14 protein-coding genes and 2 pseudogenes are annotated in these 20,549 nt (G+C 48.7%); 8 read left to right on the plus strand and 8 right to left on the minus strand.

All coding sequences use genetic code 11. The features are described 5' to 3' along the window. The 7 genes and pseudogenes from CDA56_RS29745 to CDA56_RS29790 form a co-directional block, all read left to right on the plus strand. The coding region (locus tag CDA56_RS29745; protein ID WP_139536120.1) for an ABC transporter permease at positions 1-298 on the plus strand (298 nt) is incomplete at its 5' end. Next, positions 291-1,103, plus strand: coding sequence for an ABC transporter ATP-binding protein (locus CDA56_RS29750; protein ID WP_032489966.1), 813 nt, complete (start codon positions 291-293; stop codon positions 1,101-1,103). The genes CDA56_RS29745 and CDA56_RS29750, both read left to right, overlap by 8 nt. Positions 1,104-1,194: 91 nt before the next feature. Then, positions 1,195-2,982 carry an allophanate hydrolase gene (gene atzF, locus CDA56_RS29755; RefSeq protein WP_044257532.1) on the plus strand — a complete coding sequence of 596 codons (1,788 nt, stop codon included), beginning with the start codon at positions 1,195-1,197 and terminating at the stop codon, positions 2,980-2,982. Positions 2,983-3,087: 105 nt separating this feature from the next. Next, positions 3,088-4,485, plus strand: a pseudogene (locus CDA56_RS29760) (dihydrolipoyl dehydrogenase). 77 nt (positions 4,486-4,562) lie between these two features. Then, on the plus strand, positions 4,563-5,060 hold the full coding sequence (locus CDA56_RS29765) for a DinB family protein (protein ID WP_044257530.1): 498 nt from the start codon (positions 4,563-4,565) through the stop codon (positions 5,058-5,060). A gap of 278 nt (positions 5,061-5,338) precedes the next feature. Continuing rightward, positions 5,339-6,043 carry an IS6-like element IS26 family transposase gene (locus tag CDA56_RS29775; protein ID WP_001067855.1) on the plus strand — a complete coding sequence of 235 codons (705 nt, stop codon included), beginning with the start codon at positions 5,339-5,341 and terminating at the stop codon, positions 6,041-6,043. A 208-nt stretch (positions 6,044-6,251) separates the two neighbouring features. Beyond that, positions 6,252-7,232: an IS5-like element IS5 family transposase gene (locus tag CDA56_RS29790; protein ID WP_000019402.1), complete on the plus strand. Its 981-nt coding sequence runs from the start codon at positions 6,252-6,254 to the stop codon at positions 7,230-7,232. Positions 7,233-8,026: 794 nt separating this feature from the next. Here CDA56_RS29790 and CDA56_RS29795 read toward each other — a convergent pair. From CDA56_RS29795 to CDA56_RS29830, 8 genes and pseudogenes are all read right to left on the minus strand, one after another. Then, positions 8,027-8,929, minus strand: coding sequence for a LysR substrate-binding domain-containing protein (locus CDA56_RS29795; RefSeq protein WP_001549940.1), 903 nt, complete (start codon positions 8,927-8,929; stop codon positions 8,027-8,029). A gap of 247 nt (positions 8,930-9,176) precedes the next feature. Continuing rightward, complete coding sequence (locus CDA56_RS29800; RefSeq protein WP_001549941.1) at positions 9,177-10,139, minus strand: carbamate kinase; 963 nt, start codon at positions 10,137-10,139, stop codon at positions 9,177-9,179. Beyond that, the gene (locus tag CDA56_RS29805; protein WP_001549942.1) at positions 10,136-11,557 is read right to left on the minus strand and encodes a YlbE family protein; all 1,422 of its coding nucleotides are present in this window, start codon (positions 11,555-11,557) and stop codon (positions 10,136-10,138) included. Before CDA56_RS29805 ends, CDA56_RS29800 begins: the two co-directional genes overlap by 4 nt. A 9-nt stretch (positions 11,558-11,566) precedes the next feature. Further along, positions 11,567-13,117, minus strand: a complete 1,551-nt coding sequence (gene fdrA, locus CDA56_RS29810) for an acyl-CoA synthetase FdrA (RefSeq protein WP_024194858.1) — start codon at positions 13,115-13,117, stop codon at positions 11,567-11,569. A gap of 95 nt (positions 13,118-13,212) precedes the next feature. After that, the gene (locus CDA56_RS31040) at positions 13,213-14,091 is read right to left on the minus strand and encodes an oxamate carbamoyltransferase subunit AllH family protein (RefSeq protein ID WP_044257108.1); all 879 of its coding nucleotides are present in this window, start codon (positions 14,089-14,091) and stop codon (positions 13,213-13,215) included. Positions 14,092-14,288: 197 nt separating this feature from the next. Beyond that, positions 14,289-15,593: a uracil-xanthine permease family protein gene (locus CDA56_RS29820; RefSeq protein WP_001549946.1), complete on the minus strand. Its 1,305-nt coding sequence runs from the start codon at positions 15,591-15,593 to the stop codon at positions 14,289-14,291. Between the two features lie 121 nt (positions 15,594-15,714). Beyond that, positions 15,715-16,817: pseudogene (gene atzD / locus CDA56_RS29825) on the minus strand (cyanuric acid amidohydrolase). Positions 16,818-16,869: 52 nt separating this feature from the next. Continuing rightward, the gene (locus tag CDA56_RS29830; RefSeq protein ID WP_001549948.1) at positions 16,870-18,105 is read right to left on the minus strand and encodes a hypothetical protein; all 1,236 of its coding nucleotides are present in this window, start codon (positions 18,103-18,105) and stop codon (positions 16,870-16,872) included. A gap of 1,232 nt (positions 18,106-19,337) precedes the next feature. Between CDA56_RS29830 and CDA56_RS29835 the strand changes: the two genes are divergently transcribed. Then, positions 19,338-20,473 (plus strand): IS3 family transposase gene (locus CDA56_RS29835; protein ID WP_104011511.1). Its coding sequence is split into 2 segments (ribosomal slippage): positions 19,338-19,584 and positions 19,584-20,473, totalling 1,137 coding nucleotides; the frame shifts between segments, so codons are not numbered across the junction. Positions 20,474-20,549 lie beyond the last annotated feature (76 nt).

Genomic DNA, 20,549 nt, shown 5'->3' on the forward strand with positions numbered 1-20,549 from the left:
GTTGGGATGTAAAGGACCATCTATGTTCCGTCAGGTTGTATTGCCTGCAGCAATGCCATCAATTTTCAATGGATTACGCATGGGGCATGCTATCGCCTGGTTCTTGATTGTTGTTGGAGAAATGACCGGAGTACCTGAAGGACTGGGTGCGGCCATTATGGATGGCCGGATGCTTTCACGCACCGATGTGGTTATCGCGGGTATGGTAGTCATCGGTCTCACAGGTTTTATCACCGATCGCCTTTTGGTAACACTCAATAATCGTTTACTCAAATGGAGTCCACAACACAATGCCTGACACTATCACAGCCTTTGCCACCCCTTCTCAAAAAGGGATGCCCATCCTCGATATCGCAGGTGTAAGCAAAGTCTTCAGCCTGAATGGTCGTCCTATTCATGCTCTGAAAGACGTGAATCTGCAGATTTGGAAGGGAGAGTTCATCTGTTTGATTGGCGCCTCGGGTTGCGGCAAGTCCACACTGTTACGCATTATGGGGGGATTCGAATCCGTATCCTCAGGTATGGCGCGTATGTATCGCACCCCGATTACCGAACCTGCATCAGAGCGGGGTATGGTTTTCCAGGATTATGGATTATTCCCCTGGTTGACAGTGCGGCAAAACATTGCTTTCGGCCCTAAGCAGCGTGGACTATCCAAAGCCATGCTACGTGAGATTACCGATCGTTATTTGAATATGGTCGGTCTCACAAAATTTGCAGATCACTTTCCAGGCCAACTCTCCGGCGGCATGAAACAACGAGTTTCCATTGCACGGGCATTAGCCAATGATTGCGAGGTCTTGCTTATGGACGAACCCTTTGGTGCCCTTGATGCGTTAACCCGGGACGCCCTGCAGCAGGAACTACTTGAAATTTGGGAACGGACCCGACTTACCGTGGTATTTGTTACTCATGCTGTAGAGGAGGCTGTCTTGCTGGCTGATCGCGTGGTGGTAATGACGGCCGGTCCTGGACGGGTAGAAACAGATTTTTGTGTGCCACTCGACAGACCTCGTTGCATTACTGCGCCGGAGTTTAACGACGTGCGTCAGCAGTTAACCGAGATGTTAACAAGCCATGTGGTACACACCAAAGCAGTGTGAAAAGAAACGAGCTAAATACCAACAATCACCTTTTCTAGACTATAACGTTGGATATAACTGCAATATGAATTTGACAATTACACATTCTTTAATGACATCTACCGTACTCGAACAGCAGGCTCCACTTAATCTGGCATCATTCAAACATGCATATGCATATTGTTCTGATCCAAAAGATGTTCTGCGCGAAATTTACCACCGCATTGATATCGCTGGAACACATCCTGTATGGATTAGTCTGCTTCCACTAAATGTGGCCCTCGACATGCTAGAACAAGCTATGGCCCGAAAAGCCAGAGGTGAGGAGCTTCCGTTGTTTGGCATCCCATTCGGAGTGAAGGATAACATTGACGTTTTTGGGCTGCCTACAACGGCGGGTTGCCCTGAGTTCTCCTATATGCCTCAGAGCCATGCCTTTGTCGTAGAACAGTTGATTGCTGCTGGTGCTATTCCTATAGGAAAGACTAATCTGGATCAGTTTGCTACTGGGCTTAATGGGACTCGGTCGCCTTATGGGATCCCAACTTGTGTGTTTGATGAGCGCTACATATCGGGTGGCTCCAGTAGCGGGTCCGCGGTAGCAGTGGGCAGTGGTTTTGTACCATTTTCACTTGGCACTGACACGGCAGGATCTGGCCGGGTACCGGCTGCCTTCAATAATTTGGTAGGTATCAAACCGACAAAAGGTACCATATCAACCAGAGGACTCGTCCCTGCTGCGAGAAGTCTGGATTGCATATCCATATTTGCGCACAGTGTAGATGATGCGCTGACTGTTGCACGTATCGCTTCCGCCTACGATGCGGCTGACTCATTCTCACGGCAGGTTCAGTCATCCACCTGGACCGAAAGGAAGTGGCCAGCACGCTTTACCTTTGGAGTGCCGTCCGCATCACAACTCAAGTTTTTTGATGACATGCAAGCTGAGGGGCTCTTCGAGGAGGCTATTCGTAAGCTGGAAAAGATGGGGGGGCAATGTGTACGTTTCGACTATACTCCATTCCAGGAAACGGCTGAACTGCTCTATAGCGGCCCTTGGGTGGCCGAGCGGCTTGCGGCCATCCAAAGTTTTACTGACGAACACCCTGGTGCGATCCACCCGGTAGTGCGGGACATAATCCTGTCGGCCCAGGACATGAGCGCGGCTGACGCATTCCGGGGCAGCTACCGTCTCAGCGAGCTGAACCGGCGCACACAGGCTCTTTGGCAGCAGATCGATGTGATGTTGCTACCCACAGCTCCGACGATTTATACCGTTGAAGATATGTTAACCGATCCCGTGTGCTTGAACAGCAATCTGGGCTTCTACACGAATTTCGTGAATTTAATGGATCTCTCAGCAATAGCCGTTCCGGCTGGCTTTCGTCCAGATGGGCTACCGTTCGGTATTACTTTCATCGGCCAGGCATTCGAAGATGGTACGATCGCGAGCCTGGGTAAAGCATTTATGGCCAGGGACCGGGAGGAATCTCCGTGGGAGGCATTACAGGAAAGCGCTATCCGTATCGCTGTTGTGGGAGCTCATTTGTCTGGTCAGCCACTGAATCACCAGCTGACCGGCCGCGGTGGAACCCTGCATGCGACAACGAAAACATCCGCCGGTTATGCGCTGTATGCCATTAATGATTCCAATCCTCCAAAACCCGGTTTGCTCCGCGACAGGAATGCTGCAGGGTATATCGAAGTCGAGATCTGGGAACTGTCAGCAACTGCATTTGGCTATTTTGTTGCCGAGATACCTCCCCCCCTGGGAATAGGCACTCTGACACTGGAAGACGGCAGCCAGGCCAAAGGTTTTGTATGCGAACCTTACGCTATTGAACATGCAACCGACATTACTCACTACGGAGGCTGGAGAGCATATCTTGCCGATCAATAGCATACATGTTTACATTAAAAATCAATTGTTTGAAAAATGATGATGAGTAATCATCGCTATATAAACAACAATATCAAGACTGCTGATATCAAAGAACATGGGCAACTGGAGAAGGTTGAAACTGATGTTGCAGTCATTGGCGCAGGGACTGTCGGGCTTGCATCCTAAAGAGCAGCACGTGAGGCCAGAAAGCGCGTCGTAATTATTGAGGGCGGAGTTGGGGGCACTACCTGTGCACGTGTTGGATACATGCCTTCCAAGCTATTGATTTCCGCCCCAGAAGCGGCATACGAAGTTTGTTATACCACACCATTCGGTATTCATATCGAGGGTGAAATTCGTATTAATGGACGGGAGGTCATGGCGCGGGTTTGGTCTGAACGTGATCGTTTTGTCGGCCGAGTACTAGGCCGAGCTGCAAGTATTCCTGCACAAGACAGATATACCGGATATGCGTGTTTTATCGATGATACAGTGCTGGCTATTGGTGATTATGCTACCGTCCAAGCCCATTCCGTCGTCATCGCAACGGGGTCAGGCCCTTACATTCCACCGGCATTACTTGTTTTCGGAGATCGTCTGGTTGTAAATGACGACGTATTCAACTGGGAAGACTTGCCGCATCGTATTGCCGTATTTGGTCCTGGAGTGATTGGGCTTGAAGTAGGACAGGCATTTGCTCGTTTAGGAGTACAGGTTCGTGTATTTGATGTACAGGAAGCTGTCGGTCTGTTAACTGATCCGATGGTTGTCGAACAAGTTAAGTTTGACCTTGGCGAGGAGTTCTACCTTCATCCAGATGCAACCATTCATGAGATGAAGCTTGATGACAACGAGGCCGTAATTGTTTTCACCGAACTCGATGGTTCTGTCGTGACAGGACGATTCAACTATGTACTCGCATGTACAGGGAGAAAATCCAATGTGGACTCACTGAATCTCGAAAACACCACCTTACAGCTTAATAAGCTGGGTATTCTAGTTTTCGATGCTAAGACCTTACAATGTGGTACCGCGCCTGTGTTTATCGCAGGAGATGCCAACAATATTCTCCTGTTGCTTCATGAGGCTGCTGATGAAGGGAAAATGGCTGGCCGGAACGCAGCACACTACCCAGATATCGAAGTTTTACCAAGGCGGGCACCAATTAGCATCGTATCCGCTGACCCTCAGATCGCCATGGTAGGGCAGCGTTATGTGGATCAGGAACCAAGAAATATTGTCACGGAAGCAATGGATTTCACAGATCAAGGACGCAGCTGAGTTATGCTAAAAAACCGTGGAAGGATGCATATTTATGCTGATATTAAAACTGGTCTATTTCTTGGAGCTGAGTGGTCCGGACCAAGAGCAGAAAATATCGCTCATTTGCTGGCATGGACCTATCAGCAAGAACTCACTATTTCCAGAATGTTAGAAATACCTTTCAACCACCCAGTGGTCGAAGAAGAATTAGCGAATGCAATGCAGAATGCGGCACCTAAACTAAAAGTTTGTTTATAGTTTTAGTCGTGTTATAAATTTAATTTGATTAATGATTAGCCATCTTAATGTAAGTAGTTTAATCGAGGAATAAAATCATGATGAAAGTCGAAACAGCAATAAATTTAGCAAAATACAGCAACTGGGCAGACCAAGTTTTATTTACTGCTATGAAATCACTTCCCGAAGGTGCTATTTATCAGAAAAGCAATACTCTCTTCAAGTCTATGGTTGGCACGTTAAACCATAACTATGTTGTTGACCTTATTTGGAGAGCACATTTGCTTGGGGAAAAACATAATTTTTCAACACGACGAGATGTTCTACATCCAGTATTTAATGATTTAATTGATGCGCAATCTCGGGTTAATCAATGGTATATCGATTGGGCAGGTGAACAGACCATTGAAACTTTTAGCGAATGTCTGAAATTTAACTTCGTCTCCGGTCAATCTGGTGAGATGACCCGAGGTGACATGTTCCTGCATATCATTAATCATAAAACTTATCATCGCGGATGGGTTAGTCAGATGTTTTTTGAATATGAAATAAATCCTCCTGAGACAGACTTATGTGTGTTTTTATGTGATCAATGATAGATGCCTGATGATTTCAAATGGTATAAATCACTTTTTCGATCCGAACATCGATATAACACTTTAACCCTGAGTAACGCTATTGTCGCGATAAAGGAAAATATGTATGCTAGAACAACAGCAACCGCATACATTCATATCAGTGAGAATCAATTTATTTAAATTAACCTGGTATATGGGTAAGAATAAGGTTACCGTTTGAAGGTCGTTGAAAGGGCACTGTTGCAAATAGTCGGTGGTGATAAACTTATCATCCCCTTTTGCTGATGGAGCTGCACATGAACCCATTCAAAGGCCGGCATTTTCAGCGTGACATCATTCTGTGGGCCGTACGCTGGTACTGCAAATACGGCATCAGTTACCGTGAGCTGCAGGAGATGCTGGCTGAACGCGGAGTGAATGTCGATCACTCCACGATTTACCGCTGGGTTCAGCGTTATGCGCCTGAAATGGAAAAACGGCTGCGCTGGTACTGGCGTAACCCTTCCGATCTTTGCCCGTGGCACATGGATGAAACCTACGTGAAGGTCAATGGCCGCTGGGCGTATCTGTACCGGGCCGTCGACAGCCGGGGCCGCACTGTCGATTTTTATCTCTCCTCCCGTCGTAACAGCAAAGCTGCATACCGGTTTCTGGGTAAAATCCTCAACAACGTGAAGAAGTGGCAGATCCCGCGATTCATCAACACGGATAAAGCGCCCGCCTATGGTCGCGCGCTTGCTCTGCTCAAACGCGAAGGCCGGTGCCCGTCTGACGTTGAACACCGACAGATTAAGTACCGGAACAACGTGATTGAATGCGATCATGGCAAACTGAAACGGATAATCGGCGCCACGCTGGGATTTAAATCCATGAAGACGGCTTACGCCACCATCAAAGGTATTGAGGTGATGCGTGCATTACGCAAAGGCCAGGCCTCAGCATTTTATTATGGTGATCCCCTGGGCGAAATGCGCCTGGTAAGCAGAGTTTTTGAAATGTAAGGCCTTTGAATAAGACAAAAGGCTGCCTCATCGCTAACTTTGCAACAGTGCCTGATTCAAGTGTACAATAAAAATCCGTATTGAATATAAATGAAATTTAACATGTCAAACACAAATAAATATCAATATGATAAAGCTAAGGAAGGTGCGAACAAGTCCCTGATATGAGATCATGTTTGTCATCTGGAGCCATGGAACAGGGTTCATCATGAGTCATCAACTTACCTTCGCCGACAGTGAATTCAGCAGTAAGCGCCGTCAGACCAGAAAAGAGATTTTCTTGTCCCGCATGGAGCAGATTCTGCCATGGCAAAACATGGTGGAAGTCATCGAGCCGTTTTACCCCAAGGCTGGTAATGGCCGGCGACCTTATCCGCTGGAAACCATGCTACGCATTCACTGCATGCAGCATTGGTACAACCTGAGCGATGGCGCGATGGAAGATGCTCTGTACGAAATCGCCTCCATGCGTCTGTTTGCCCGGTTATCCCTGGATAGCGCCTTGCCGGACCGCACCACCATCATGAATTTCCGCCACCTGCTGGAGCAGCATCAACTGGCCCGCCAATTGTTCAAGACCATCAATCGCTGGCTGGCCGAAGCAGGCGTCATGATGACTCAAGGCACCTTGGTCGATGCCACCATCATTGAGGCACCCAGCTCGACCAAGAACAAAGAGCAGCAACGCGATCCGGAGATGCATCAGACCAAGAAAGGCAATCAGTGGCACTTTGGCATGAAGGCCCACATTGGTGTCGATGCCAAGAGTGGCCTGACCCACAGCCTAGTCACCACCGCGGCCAACGAGCATGACCTCAATCAGCTGGGTAATCTGCTGCATGGAGAGGAGCAATTTGTCTCAGCCGATGCCGGCTACCAAGGGGCGCCACAGCGCGAGGAGCTGGCCGAGGTGGATGTGGACTGGCTGATCGCCGAGCGCCCCGGCAAGGTAAGAACCTTGAAACAGCATCCACGCAAGAACAAAACGGCCATCAACATCGAATACATGAAAGCCAGCATCCGGGCCAAGGTGGAGCACCCATTTCGCATCATCAAGCGACAGTTCGGCTTCGTGAAAGCCAGATACAAGGGGTTGCTGAAAAACGATAACCAACTGGCGATGTTATTCACGCTGGCCAACCTGTTTCGGGCGGACCAAATGATACGTCAGTGGGAGAGATCTCACTAAAAACTGGGGATAACACCTTAAATGGCGAAGAAACGGTCTAAATAGGCTGATTCAAGGCATTTACGGGAGAAAAAATCGGCTCAAACATGAAGAAATGAAATGACTGAGTCAGCCGAGAAGAATTTCCCCGCTTATTCGCACCTTCCCTAACGCCGATCATCATGCAAATCAGCTTAACAGGAACAAAGGAACCAGCGAACTAATAAGGGAAATAGCAAAAGCACAAGAAATACTGATAAGCAAAAAAAAACTAACCAGTATAAATGATAGATTGCTCTACTTGTCAAATGGTGTTCTCTGGTGAACACCATTACTTTATATCGTCCTAGCGCATCAGCTACAGGATAATATAAATAAGATATTTCAATTAAAAATTACCAAACTAAAAATCCCTATGAATCTTTAAATATTGCAAATATTTTCGCCACCTTCGTTAATAGGCATTAACTACAATCAAAAATACAATGAGAATGAAACCATAATGAGCTCGGCTCCTCATGATTTGATATTAGTAATATGCTAAATTTTTATGATTTTATCGCTAGCTTCTTATGTTGGCCCTGAACAACCCAAACAAATGCATATATACAACTGTAGCAATTTTTGCGTGATAACAGTCTAATACCTTAGAAACCACAAGAATTGCATAGAAAATATTTGCACTCTAATAATATTATCAATTAATTTTATCAGGGAGTAAAAATAGATTTCGTTCACAGATACAGAGCAAGATCATAACATACCTTGTTCAACAGATTTACTGGGTAAAAATGAGGAAGACTTTTTATTCGAACCTAACCATTCAGCCTGAATTTAATATCCGGACGCAGCCAGTATTCAAGGCACCAGCGGCCTGCCTCTCCCAAACCATCCGTTTTCGCGGCCACAAATAACTGCGTCGCGTGCTTATGCTCAAGCATAGATTTCTTTATTAATCTACCATTGTTCAGTAGCGGCCTGGCTAAATGATGGGGAAGGTATCCTATCGCAGTATTTCTTTTTATCAGCGAAATAGCGATTTCAAGATCGGGTACAAATACTGCTTTTTGTCCCTCAAGATGCCAGGCATAAAGAGGGATAAAATTCGTCGCCGTATCCCGGATGCAAACAGCAGTATATTGGCGTAACTCTCTGTTTTCTAATGGGTGAATGTGAGTAGCTAGCGAATGTTGCGGACCAACAACAAAATCCCAATCCATATAGCCAACATGTTCGCTTATTATTCCATCACTGGATGGCACGGAGTGAGGGGCGCCAACAACCACATCCGCACGATTGTGATAAATGGCGTCCCAGCAGCCGTTATAAACTTCAGTGTTTACTGTTAACTGCGTAAAGTCGAATGTTTTTTCAAATTCTGAAATAAATTCTGAAATAATATTTTTAGGCACAATATTATTAAATGCTACCGTTAATTCTTGTTCAACCCCAGTATGGATTAATGTGGTATTACGACATAAAGAATCAATATCGTTGAGAATGGGTTTACTGTGTTGAATAAAGTACTCCCCTGAAGGAGTTAGCCCGATGTTTCGTCCCTTACGCTCGAATAACTCCACGCCGAGGCTTTCTTCCAGCTTTTTTATTGTATAGCTTAACGCCGAAGGTACTTTATTGAGCTGTTCAGCGGCCGTTGCAATGCTCTGATAGTGTGCAACCAGATGAACTATGCGCAATACTTCATCAGAAATGAACATCTCTATCTCCCTGTGTTGCTATCCCGGCAGTACCTCTGATTCTGATCGTCGCCTGTAAATCATAGATGATGGTGACACCTATAAACATAACACAAGGGATTTAGTTTGGAAAAAGCCAGCACCCGATAGCGTGACGCCAGGCTGCAAGGATTTGTCGCAGGAGCAAACTCTCCCCCCTCCTGCTAACGCCGCGATTGTCATCAGCATGGATAGCAGCCGCGGCGGATTTAAGGGTTACCGCAGCGGATTACTCCTCTCCAATCCAGGTGCCGGTTTTATGCTGCAAAGCCGCGTGAATGGCATTCGGACTGGTAATAAGTCCCTTCGCACTTCTCCCTTTCGACTGGCTACGCGACACAAAATCAACAATCGCTTCGACCTTGGGCTGCATACTTCCTTCACCAAATTGCCCTTCTTTGAGCAATTGTTGAGCCTCAGCGATAGTCAGGCTATTGATCCCCCGCTGCTCGGGCGTACCAAAGTTGACAGCAACCTGTTCAACCCCAGTGGATATCAGCAGTAATTCGGCATGGAGTTTATCTGCTATCAGGGCTGAGGCTAAATCCTTATCAACAACCGCCTCTACACCATGCAACATTCCATCACGATCGCGAACAACGGGAATACCGCCACCGCCACAGGCAATCACAATACAACCGTAACGCAATAACTGAGCAATGGTTTCAAGCTCAATAATTTCCAGTGGCTGAGGTGATGGAACGGTACGTCTCCAGCCGCGCCCTGAGTCCTCCATGATTGTCCAGCCCAGCTCTTTCTGGCGCTGCATAGCGGTATGGCGATCCAGAAACGCGCCAATGGGTTTTGAGGGGTGGCTGAACGCGGCATCATCTTTATCGACAAGGGTTTGCGTCACTAGTGAGACTATAGGTTTGTGAATACCGCGCCGCTGCAGCTCATTTTTGAACGCTTTCTGGAACATATAACCAATCGCTCCCTGCGTATCACCCACCGCGTAGTCGAGGGGGACCGGAGAGACTTCCTCCCGGGATATTTCAGAACGACGCAGAATGAAGCCGACCTGTGGCCCGTTGCCATGAGTTAACAACATTTCCCAACCGACCTCGATCATATCGCAAAGATAGCGAACGGAATCAGTGACACACGCATACTGTTCATCAATACTATTACGCTTGTCATCGGCAATGAGCGCATTTCCGCCCACGGCCACAACGGCTAAAGGTTTACTCATTCGGGATTCTCCTCAGTGAGCTTTTGCGCAAGAGCCCGAATCGCTGCACTAAAGCAGGCCATCGGAGCCGTGGTGATTCCGGCGCCAATCTGGCCAACGCCGGCTTCCTTATGGGCGATACCGGTGTTGATAATCGGTAGTATGCTGCGATCGACAACTTTACGCGCGTCGATACCGGCCGCGGTCGGTGAAAAGTTCAGGGCAGGTAGAGTAAACGCAGGGTTTGAGCCCACGGTAATAAACTGCATGCGTCGGCTATTTTCAGTTGCATCAGCGGGGGTCCCCCCCACAAATTTAACGATGGCCGGGGAAGATGCCATCGCAAAGCCGCCCACGCCTGCGGTTTCAGTAATGGCGCTATCTCCCAGATCAGCCGCGGCGTCCTCTACGCTATAGCCAGGGAAAAATAACCCTTCTACCGGGTTGGCCGGCGCCTGGAACCACTGGTCACCAAGGCCCGAGAGCCGGATACCGAAGTTGACGCCATTTCGTGCCATAACAGTCACTAGCGAGCTGAATGGTACATTAGCGGCGGCATCCATCATCGACTTACTTGCCGCCATAGAAAGATTCAGGAAGAAATGATCGTTACCAGAAATAAATGACACGACCTTCTGAAGCTGGACGTTCGGTAAGTTACATCTCAGCAGCACGGGAAATAAACGCTTAATTAGCAGCCCCGTCGCGGCGGCATTACGGTTATGTACCTCATCCCCCATATGCAACGCCTGAGCCATTATGGGTTTTAGTTCAAGCTCACCCAACTGGCACACCGCCGCTTTCATTACCGGGCCTAATTCCTGCGATATCCATGTTAAGCGCTCCAGGACCTCTTCATTGTTCGCCCCAAAGCGTAAAACTTTGCCCAGGCCTTCATTAAAGTTACTGAAGGCACGCTTGCCGTTAGTTTTATTTTCGATTACCCACAACGGCATCGAAGGACTAATAACGCCGGCCATAGGGCCAACGGCGTCGTAATGGTGGCACGGAGCAAGGGCAATTTCGCCATTAAGAACCAAACGAGATGCCACATCTTTACTTGCCGCCCAGCCTTCAAACAATATTGCGCCGATAATGGCACCCTTGACCGGCCCGCACATCTCTTCCCAAGCGATAGGGGGACCGGCATGCAGAATTAATTTTTGTTCCGCCATTGCCGGAATCGCCACAGCCGCGGTCAGGACATCCACTAATACCGGCTGAGCGTCAAGATAGCGCCCCATTGCCACCTGATTGGCGCGCTCCACGACGGGATGGTTAATAAGCCCCGCGAGGGACAGCCCGGTAAAACGATCCCCTTCAGCGGGCGGCTGCCAGTTCAAAGGAGTGACCTCTCCCCCGGCTTGCCTGATATTATCGGCAAAACTGGCAAGGCCTTCGTTAATCACATTAAGTGACTGAGAAAATAATGAGTTCATATCAGTTCCTTATTTATTTCCCAGATTATTTACTGCGCTGGCGGCCCAGCATGTAGCCTGAGCGTTGCTGTCAGCGACCAGAACGCCATAGCGTCTCAAGGCGCCAATTTGCACGCTACGCTGTTGTGGATCGCTCTGTGTTCCACAAACATGGGCTATTAATAACGGGCTGGCCGCTCTGTTGGTAGCATTGAGCAGTTTCAGTAATTCTTCGGCTGGCTCCGGTGCTGCGCCATAGCCAAGAACAAGATCAAAAAGCACAACCGCCGTTTGCGGATCGTTAATTTCAGCGATAATCCGCTGATTACGCAGCGTCGGGTCGATCATGGGGTGTGGACGGCCGCGGGTGAAATCATCATCCCCCATATCAATTAAGGTATGCCCCTCACTCTGCCAGATATTATTTAGCGCTAAGTTTCCTTTTATTGGCGTATTAGAATGGGCGGTTATACCATTACGCTGGCAAATTAACTGACTTTCATAACAAAATGTTCCGCCCGCAAAAACGCCCCGTATATATCTACGTGAATTATCGGCGCCGTTAATCTGCGTTTGCTTTTGAATAAATTCATCTTCAGTACAGCATGCTGATGACTGCGCCTGCTGAGCGGACTCTGGCGCAACAAACGACATAGCCAGTTCAGCGGCCTCTGCCAGCGTTAATGCGGCAACAACACCTGGCCGCGTAACGCTCTGCGGTGCAGCACCTAAAAAGTTTACAACAACGGGTTTTCCTGCTTTCTGCGCTTGGGTGAGAACCCTTTCCGCAACGTCATAGGCTGGCGGTTTGGAAATAAGGACAATCACCTGCGTCTCATCATCTTCCGCCAGGGCATTCAGCCCCATCAGCATGCTGATACCACCAATTTCCTCGTGTAAATCATGGCCACCGGTCCCTAACGCCTGGGAAATCCCTCCGCCCAATTGATCAATGCGGCAGGTGACTTCCTGCAACCCCGTGCCGGAAGCACCAACAATGCCAATACCCCCTCTGCGGACAACGTTAGCAAACCCCAGCGGGATCCCATTAACAATCGCCGTACCGCAATCAGGCCCCATCACCAACCGATTTTTCTGCCGAGCAAGGGTTTTGATCGCTTTTTCCTCGGCGAGACTCACATTGTCACTAAACAGCATGACATGCATACCGAGCTCAATAGCTTTGATTGCCTCGGCGGCAGCATAATCGCCGGGAACGGAGATCAGCGCCAAATTAGCCTCTGGATCCTGTTCAGCCGCCATAGCCAAGCTGGTAAACTGTACCAGCCTTCTCCCGGCTTCTGTATCAGCCTGCGGCTTACTGTTAAGTTTCTCCTTCGCCAGTGCCAGTGCCTGCTCGCAGGCCTCATCTTCCCCCATAATCGCAATAATAAGATCGTTAGGACCTGCAGCAATATTGTCGCCCAGCCTTGCGTCTCTTAATTGAATAAGATTGGTCTCACTTCCCATCACAACGGATGCCTGCTTAATACCAGGCAAATTGATGATGCTTGCGGAAACCTGCATTAGGGAAACGGAATCCTGATAAAGATTTTTAAAAATACCGTGTAGTACTTTCATGTAGGCTACCTGTTCATTCGCCATTGCCATAAGAAATCAGCAACAATTAGTCGTAAGAGGGAAAATCCCTCCGGTAAAACACATCGTGTTATGCCTTAATGAATGCGGGTTGACGCACGTATGCCATGAAGTAGTCCAGCCAGACAATCGACTCCGGAAGAGGCGCCAAACCGCATGACAGCTGTCGCCGCCGCCGCAAGAGGCGAAGGTGAAAAAGGCGCCGATAGGTGCGTCAGCAGCTGACAAATCGCTTCAGAAAAATGGCCCTCCGTCGCGCGCTTCAGATAATGCTGGCTAATATCATTGGTACGATCCAGCCTCGATATAATAATTCTGGTAAGCGCCCGTCGATGCCTCGAAATAATGTCCTGTGGCAAAAAAGAGATGGCTGCGAGATATCCGAGAAGATAATCGTCGCCATCGGGTGTCAGACCGAAACCAAAACCAATTAATCCGTCAACCAGCTGGCTAATCTGCTGCTCATTATCTTCAATGGCGATATTTACTTCGCGCAATGGTCGATTTACCTGTTTAGCCATATTATCGGGCAACAGCATAATTGCACTTTTGATCGGATATCTCTGACTGTACACTTTTAATTGCTCAGCAAGAAACGTATATTTCCTTTCAGTTTCCGTCATTATTAATGGATATAAGTCTGTTTGCTGCCAACGTTTAACATGGCGTATATCCATTTGCCAAACCGGGTTGCTGAATATACCATCACCGAACGTAATCCCCGCACGCCCGGTACAACGCCAATCCCAGTTCGCCGGTACGCTAACAATAATAGTATCAGGATGATTTAAACCGGTGTGCTCCGAAGCCAGTATCAGTAATTCACCATCAGACAACAATAAATTCATCGTATTTGTAAAGCAGCTGTGAACATTTATTTGTTGATTCCCGGCATCGTTCAGACGGTCAATGGCCAAATACCCGACCGTAACGGGAATCAGTGTTAAAGATGTCATATTTCACCTCCATCGGAGAATTACCGATAATGATTCAACCTTATATCCACCACAAGTAAAAATAAATAATTGGCCATCTTCCATTGGTCAGGTAAATACCTGCCAGAGACTGGAATCATAAAATATCATTTATACGGCAGAACAATTCAATAAAAGCGAAAAATGAATTAAATAAATAAACTTCAACCCTCGCGATTTCAGCTAACGGATGGTTCAGGTGATCGCGGAAGAACCAGATTCAATATAATTGCCGCCATTCCACCAATCGCCACACCCGACTCCAGGAGCACGGCCAGCGATGGCGAAAAGGCATCAAAAGCGTCTTTCGGCGCCAGGCCAAACCCCAGTCCGAGTGCGAGAGAGGTTGAAAAAACCATGGCTGCTCGCTGGTCGAACGGTCCTGAATCCTTAATCTGGGCGACGCCTGACCCGACGATAGAGCCGAACATAATCAGAGACGCTCCACCGAGCACCGGTGCCGGCATTCCCGCGACCAGGGCTGAAAATTTGGGAATCAACCCAAGTGCAATCAGAACCACACCCGCTGAGGCAACCACATAGCGGCTTGCCACGCGAGTGATACTGATGACCCCTATATTCTGGGCAAAACAGGTCAGAGGAAAACCGTTAAGCAGCGGCGCGACAATCGAGCCGATACCATCGACTGAGATTGCGCCAGACAAATGCTTATGCGTGATCTCTCTGCGTACCGCAGCTCCCGTACCGTATGTATTACCAATGCTTTCCAGTACGGCGGTAAGTTGAGCAATCATCATGATGACAATGGCCGAATACGAAAAAGTCGGCCAACCAAAATGCAGCAAATCAGGAAAAGAGACCCAGGAAGCATCCTGCACGTGGTGGAGGTCAAGAATGCCGAGCAGTGCCGATACAACATATCCCAGCATAATGGCAATAATGACGGAAAACGATGATAACAAGCCTTTTCGCGACTGGCTGGCAACCAGTAATGCCACCAGCACAACGCCGCCGATCAGAAAACATACCGGCTTGCCATAAAGTTCACTATGCCCACCAGCAAGCCAGGTGAATCCCAGCGGCAGCAGCTTGATACCAATCAGTGAAACAATAGTTCCGGTCACCAGCGGAGGAATCAGTTTCTGCACTCTTCCAATAAAAAAACTGAGGATCCAGGCGACAAACCCGCACACCATGGATGCGCCAAACACGGCCTGGATCCCCATCTGCGACCCCACCGTGATACTGGGTGCAATGAAGACAAACGCCGAGCCCATGCAAATGGGCAACCGGGATCCCAGATGTCCTAAACCAAGGCATTGAATCAGCGTACCAGTACCGCTAACAATCAAGCTGCCCTGGACCAGAACAGTAATATCCGTACTGGGCAGACCAAGCGCCATGCCCACCACCAACGGTACGGCTACCAGACCTGAGAACAGCACCAGCACGTGCTGAATCCCCATTAACAGCAAAGATAGAAACGGGGGCTTCTCATCAATTCCGACAAAGTGGTTATTCATGTGCATCACCTCTCATCGTAAAACCAAGTCCGGCTCGCTCCCTGCCCGGCAGGGCCGCCCCGCGGTTGTTCTGGCGCAGGAGTGAGCGTGATTAACCGCTCGTTCCCCCTTGCCAGGCTGCTTACACTTTCGCGATTACGCTAATGGGACCGCCGCCATCTGGCCCCTGATGCTCAGCCCCCCGGAGACATACACGAGCGGGTCACGTGTAATTGCGGCAATGGCTGCATTGACCACGGCCCGGGCCGAGCGGGTATGGTTGATATCAGAGTCGTCCTGCATCGTATTTCTTCTTCCCCGCACCGTTCCTGTGGAGCTTGCTTCAGCCTTGGCCAACACATTTACGATCCGATCCAGCTCTTCCTGCGGCGGCAGACCGTCAAATTCAAGACCGGCTTCACGCATAGCGGCAAACAGGGCATCGATATCAATAGCATCCTGCATCACCGCATGCCCGATGCGCAGATCGCTGGTCGTGTTTTCAGCGTTTCCGATAACAATAATTTCATCCTTCAGAAGTTCCACACCTGCCGAAGTAGACGCCACACCGGAATAAAGCGTCCAGTCCTGACAAATGACCTTATCGTTCAACGCATCTTCTGACACTTCACCGAGGGCCAGCGCGACGCCGAGGGCGGATGCCCCTCTGGAGTAGGCCATTGATTTATACGTATCATGAACAGCAACGGTTTGACCGCGCACTCTGGCGTCCTCAATACGATCTGCCGTCAGTAAAGGACACTTGATTTGCACAAAATGAACATCCTGCGGATCGGTAATGCCAGCATCTTTCATCGCAATACGCACCCCTTCAGCGACTTCTTTCACCTGCGCCATTCTGCCAATTTCTTCTGGGAGAAAATCCCGGGTAAAGGCAATACCGGCTGCCAGACGTTTACCTTCCTTTGCGGGTTGATCCACCTCTTTGCGGGTAAACACCGTCAGATGGGGCGACATTACGCCTTCCGTGCCGCCTGACATGACAAATGCGATCCGCTCCTGTACGGCGCTGACGGACATATCTAATTGCTCAGCCATGAAGATAGAGAGGCTTTGCGTTGCAAAACCGCGGGTAAAGTCGTTAACGCAACCATTACCTTCAGTTTTACCCAATACAGCAATAATATCACGTGGATCAACACTACCATTCTCAATCAAATTTTTCAGACCAGATACATCATCCGGCGATGCAGTTGGAATACGGAACACTTCAACTTTTTGCATAGTGTATTTCCTCTTTTTCAGATACCAGGGACAGCAAGTTTTGTAAGATGTTTTATAAGAAGAATCCCATGATGCACAGTATCGCCGCAACGCCAGCCATATAAGGTGCATTAATTTTAACAATTCGCTGAATATCCAGCTTGAATGACTGTGACAGTGAAGCCACGTTGATTTGAACCGGGCTCATTTGCGTGCCCACACCTACAGCAAGTGCCGCCAGACCAATTTGTGTAATAGAAAGCCCGGACTCCACCATAATCGGCATGACCAGGGTACTGACCCCCACGCTGTATCCTCCTGCCGGAATCGAGATGCAAAAAGCAATAAATACAGCCACGGGTACGGTAACAAAGGCGGGTGATGATTTAATAAATTCAGCAATGTAGGTGAACGTACCAATTTCCGCCAGTATGTTGATAAAACCGAGGAAAATGCCAATTGCGAATAGTTTTGTTAGCAGGAAAGAAGAGTTCTGTACCAGTTCTTCAGCCAGCTTACCGGGAGACTGACGTGTTACTGCAAAACCCAGCATCAACGTACTGAACATATTAAATATCGGGCTAAACAGCGAATAATCGAATAACTCATTCAAGTTTTTGCCTGCCACAACGACTACCAGAAAATATACGGGAGGCATGACCTTAATTAACTGTTCTTTCAGCGTAACATCGGACATCGTATCCTCATCCTGCAGGACGCTTCCGCTTTTCCAGACGCCGAATGCAGCGATAGTCATTCCCAAAGTCCACAAGCAGACGGTAATGGGGAACATCGTATCGCTATAGGTTGCAATTTCAATGTTGGCAATTTTTGAAATAGCGGCCGCATCGGCCCCTGAAGGTGACGTCATAAAGCTCGCGGCAGTCACAATTGCCATGCCCGCTATCAGCTGTGGAACAGCACCTACAATCGCCAGCGCAAGAGGCCCGGTTACCATGGTATTACCCGCCCCAAGCCCTGCGGCATAAGTTGCTAACGCCTGAGTGAGTACAATCGCCGCCGCAATGAGATATTGCTTTCGGCCAAACACTCTGCGACTCAGACCGAGCAACGCTTCAAAACCACCGAGTTTAGCCAGTACCAACGCCACAGCAGAATAGATAACCGGGGTGATAATTCCCGTCATCCCGGGAATTGATGTCATAACGATCTTACTTGCCTGCGAAAAACCGATGCCACCAACCAGCATCGCGGTTAGTCCGCCCACCAGTCCTGCCAGAATCATATGCTTATTTCGCAAAACGAGTATCAGCATTACCAACAATGGCAATAACACGACTATTTCCATAAAAACATCACCGCCGTAATTTTATTATTCACCAGAATTAAAATACCGGATCACTGTATAAATTAGGTTTCACTAACACAGGCAATAATTAATCATCTTTTCTGCTACTGACAACTTACGATTATTATTGAACTAAAAAAAGCAAAATTATTTATACCTCAACAACGATTTATTTGTATCTCACCAGCCCACTACGGCTAAATGTGAGCCACTGCGCATCGACTAGGCTTCCAGTCAAATTATTTGAGTCAACAGATTCGCTCGCATCAAATTTTTACATGTAAAAAGGTCGTCTGGCGCAGATATTATAGGAAGCTGGATATTCTTCATCCGATCTTGTCTGAGTTGATTACCCGCACGTCCCAGGAAAATGACACAATTGTTTATCACAATAAAGAGAAAATGTATTAAATATGTAAAAAATATTTTTCTGGCACTCTGTCATTTAGTTAAGTAAGGTTTTCTTAAACAGATCACGTTTTTCCAATTTTTCCTCTCCCCCTTAAAAATATGTATTATGCTATTTGCTGCCACATAAAATTATTCAATCTCCCCGAGGCCTTGATATTGGAGAATGTAATCATCCGATTATAGTGATGTGATTGACGCCCCTTCCTAAGGTAGTCAGTGCCATTCTTTTACTGACTCCATTGATCCGGGAGTAACATCACATGAACATGATCAGAGTTGTTGGTATCGGAGTTGCTAAATCTGTTTTTCAGGTATGTATCTGGATGATTGATGGTTCCGTTGCCTAGAACAGAAAAATATCGTGTCAGAAATTGCTGAATACGCTTCGCCAGTTTGAACTGGGTAGCGCCAACGGCATGCCAAGCGCCCCCAGTTTGAGCAGGGGGCTCACCACTAGGCAGTCAAACCGAAGTGTATCATTCACCCCTCCATCAGTCGCTCAATGCATATGCAGTGCCCCAAGATCTTTTACGCCCGCCGTCAACTACCGTAACCCGCCATGGCATTTGCTCACGTCTGCGTTGGAGTGAGGGGTTCACCAACGGTGCAGCCTCTACAAACACTGGGATCAATAACGGCAATGTCGACACGGCCGGTAACGGTACGGTGATGTGGTTTATCTGGACATCTGGCCCCTTTGGCCCTTAATTGGACATACACTCCCCTTTTTATGGCGATTGCCGACACGCGCTGCGTGACGACTGGACTGACCCCACACAGGTAGACGATCCTGCCCTGTAGTTGGAGCACAGGGGGAGCATATGGGCACACCACGATTTACACCTGAATTTAAGGAAGAAGCCGTCCGTCAGATAACGGAACGCGGTTATTCCGTTGCCGAAGTATCCGACCGTCTGGGTGTTTCTGCGCACAGCCTCTACAAGTGGCTACGGGCTATCAAGCCTGATAACAGCGAACAACATGCCCGGGATTTACTGGAAGCCAAAAGCGAAATCCTGAAACTACGCGCGCAGCTAAAACGCACCGAAGAAGAACGGGATATCCTGAAAAAGGCCGCGCGGTACTTTGCAAGGGAACCCGACTGAAGTACCGCTTTATCAATGAGCATCGCACTGTATGGGGTGTGATGACGATGTGTCAGGTCCTCAGTGTCGCCCGGGCCGGGTTTTATGCGTGGCAGCACAACCCGGTCCCGGCGCGTGATAAAGATAACCAGCGTCTGCTGACGCTTATCCGTGACTCCTATTCACTGAGCGGAGGCGTATACGGTTACCGGCGGGTTCATGGCGATCTGAACGAAATCGAGGAAACCTGCGGTAAAAACCGGGTGGGCCACATCATGCAACTGAACCGGATTAAAGCGGTACGCGGCTATAAAGCGCCACGTCGTATCGCCGGCAGACCTTCAGTGGTTGCTCCTAATCGCGTGCAGCGGCAGTTTACCGTTGTCCGGGCCAATCAGGTCTGGGTCACCGACATGACTTATATCCGCACCTGGCAGGGATGGTTGTATCTGGCGGTGGTTATCGATCTCTTCGCACGTAACGTGGTTGGCTGGTCGATGAAACCCACTCTCTCACGCGAGCTGGCACTGGATGCGCTGATGATGGCGGTCTGGCGTCGTAAACTTGACGGCGAAGTCATCGTGCACTCAGACCAGGGCAGCCAGTACGGCAGTGACGACTGGCAGCGCTTCTGCAGGGCCAATAACCTGGCCCCGGGCATGAGCCGGCGTGGCAACTGCCGGGATAATGCGGTGGCAGAATCGTTCTTCAGTTCACTGAAAAAAGAACGCATCAGAAAACGCATATATAAAACCCGGGATCTGGCCTGGGCGGATATCTTCGATTACATTGAAGTGTTCTACAACCGGGCCCGGCGTCACAGCCATCTCGGCGGCGTCAGTCCGGAGGCCTTCGAACAGGCCTCGTCGTGAGGACAGGAAATGTCTACTGTTGTGGGGTCCTGAGGTATCTGTTAAACCCGCGGCGATTCATTCTGGTCTACACCTC

It is taken from the genome of Klebsiella michiganensis (genome assembly GCF_002925905.1).
GTDB classification, from domain to species: domain Bacteria; phylum Pseudomonadota; class Gammaproteobacteria; order Enterobacterales; family Enterobacteriaceae; genus Klebsiella; species Klebsiella michiganensis.

Coding starts and splice junctions, on each gene's coding strand:
- CDA56_RS29750 (WP_032489966.1), top strand. CDS start 291: ATGCCTGACACTATCACAGCCTTTGCCACCCCTTCTCAAAAAGGGATG.
- atzF (WP_044257532.1), top strand. CDS start 1,195: ATGACATCTACCGTACTCGAACAGCAGGCTCCACTTAATCTGGCATCA.
- CDA56_RS29765 (WP_044257530.1), top strand. CDS start 4,563: ATGATGAAAGTCGAAACAGCAATAAATTTAGCAAAATACAGCAACTGG.
- CDA56_RS29775 (WP_001067855.1), top strand. CDS start 5,339: ATGAACCCATTCAAAGGCCGGCATTTTCAGCGTGACATCATTCTGTGG.
- CDA56_RS29790 (WP_000019402.1), top strand. CDS start 6,252: ATGAGTCATCAACTTACCTTCGCCGACAGTGAATTCAGCAGTAAGCGC.
- CDA56_RS29795 (WP_001549940.1), bottom strand. CDS start 8,929: ATGTTCATTTCTGATGAAGTATTGCGCATAGTTCATCTGGTTGCACAC.
- CDA56_RS29800 (WP_001549941.1), bottom strand. CDS start 10,139: ATGAGTAAACCTTTAGCCGTTGTGGCCGTGGGCGGAAATGCGCTCATT.
- CDA56_RS29805 (WP_001549942.1), bottom strand. CDS start 11,557: ATGAACTCATTATTTTCTCAGTCACTTAATGTGATTAACGAAGGCCTT.
- fdrA (WP_024194858.1), bottom strand. CDS start 13,117: ATGAAAGTACTACACGGTATTTTTAAAAATCTTTATCAGGATTCCGTT.
- CDA56_RS31040 (WP_044257108.1), bottom strand. CDS start 14,091: ATGACATCTTTAACACTGATTCCCGTTACGGTCGGGTATTTGGCCATT.
- CDA56_RS29820 (WP_001549946.1), bottom strand. CDS start 15,593: ATGAATAACCACTTTGTCGGAATTGATGAGAAGCCCCCGTTTCTATCT.
- CDA56_RS29830 (WP_001549948.1), bottom strand. CDS start 18,105: ATGGAAATAGTCGTGTTATTGCCATTGTTGGTAATGCTGATACTCGTT.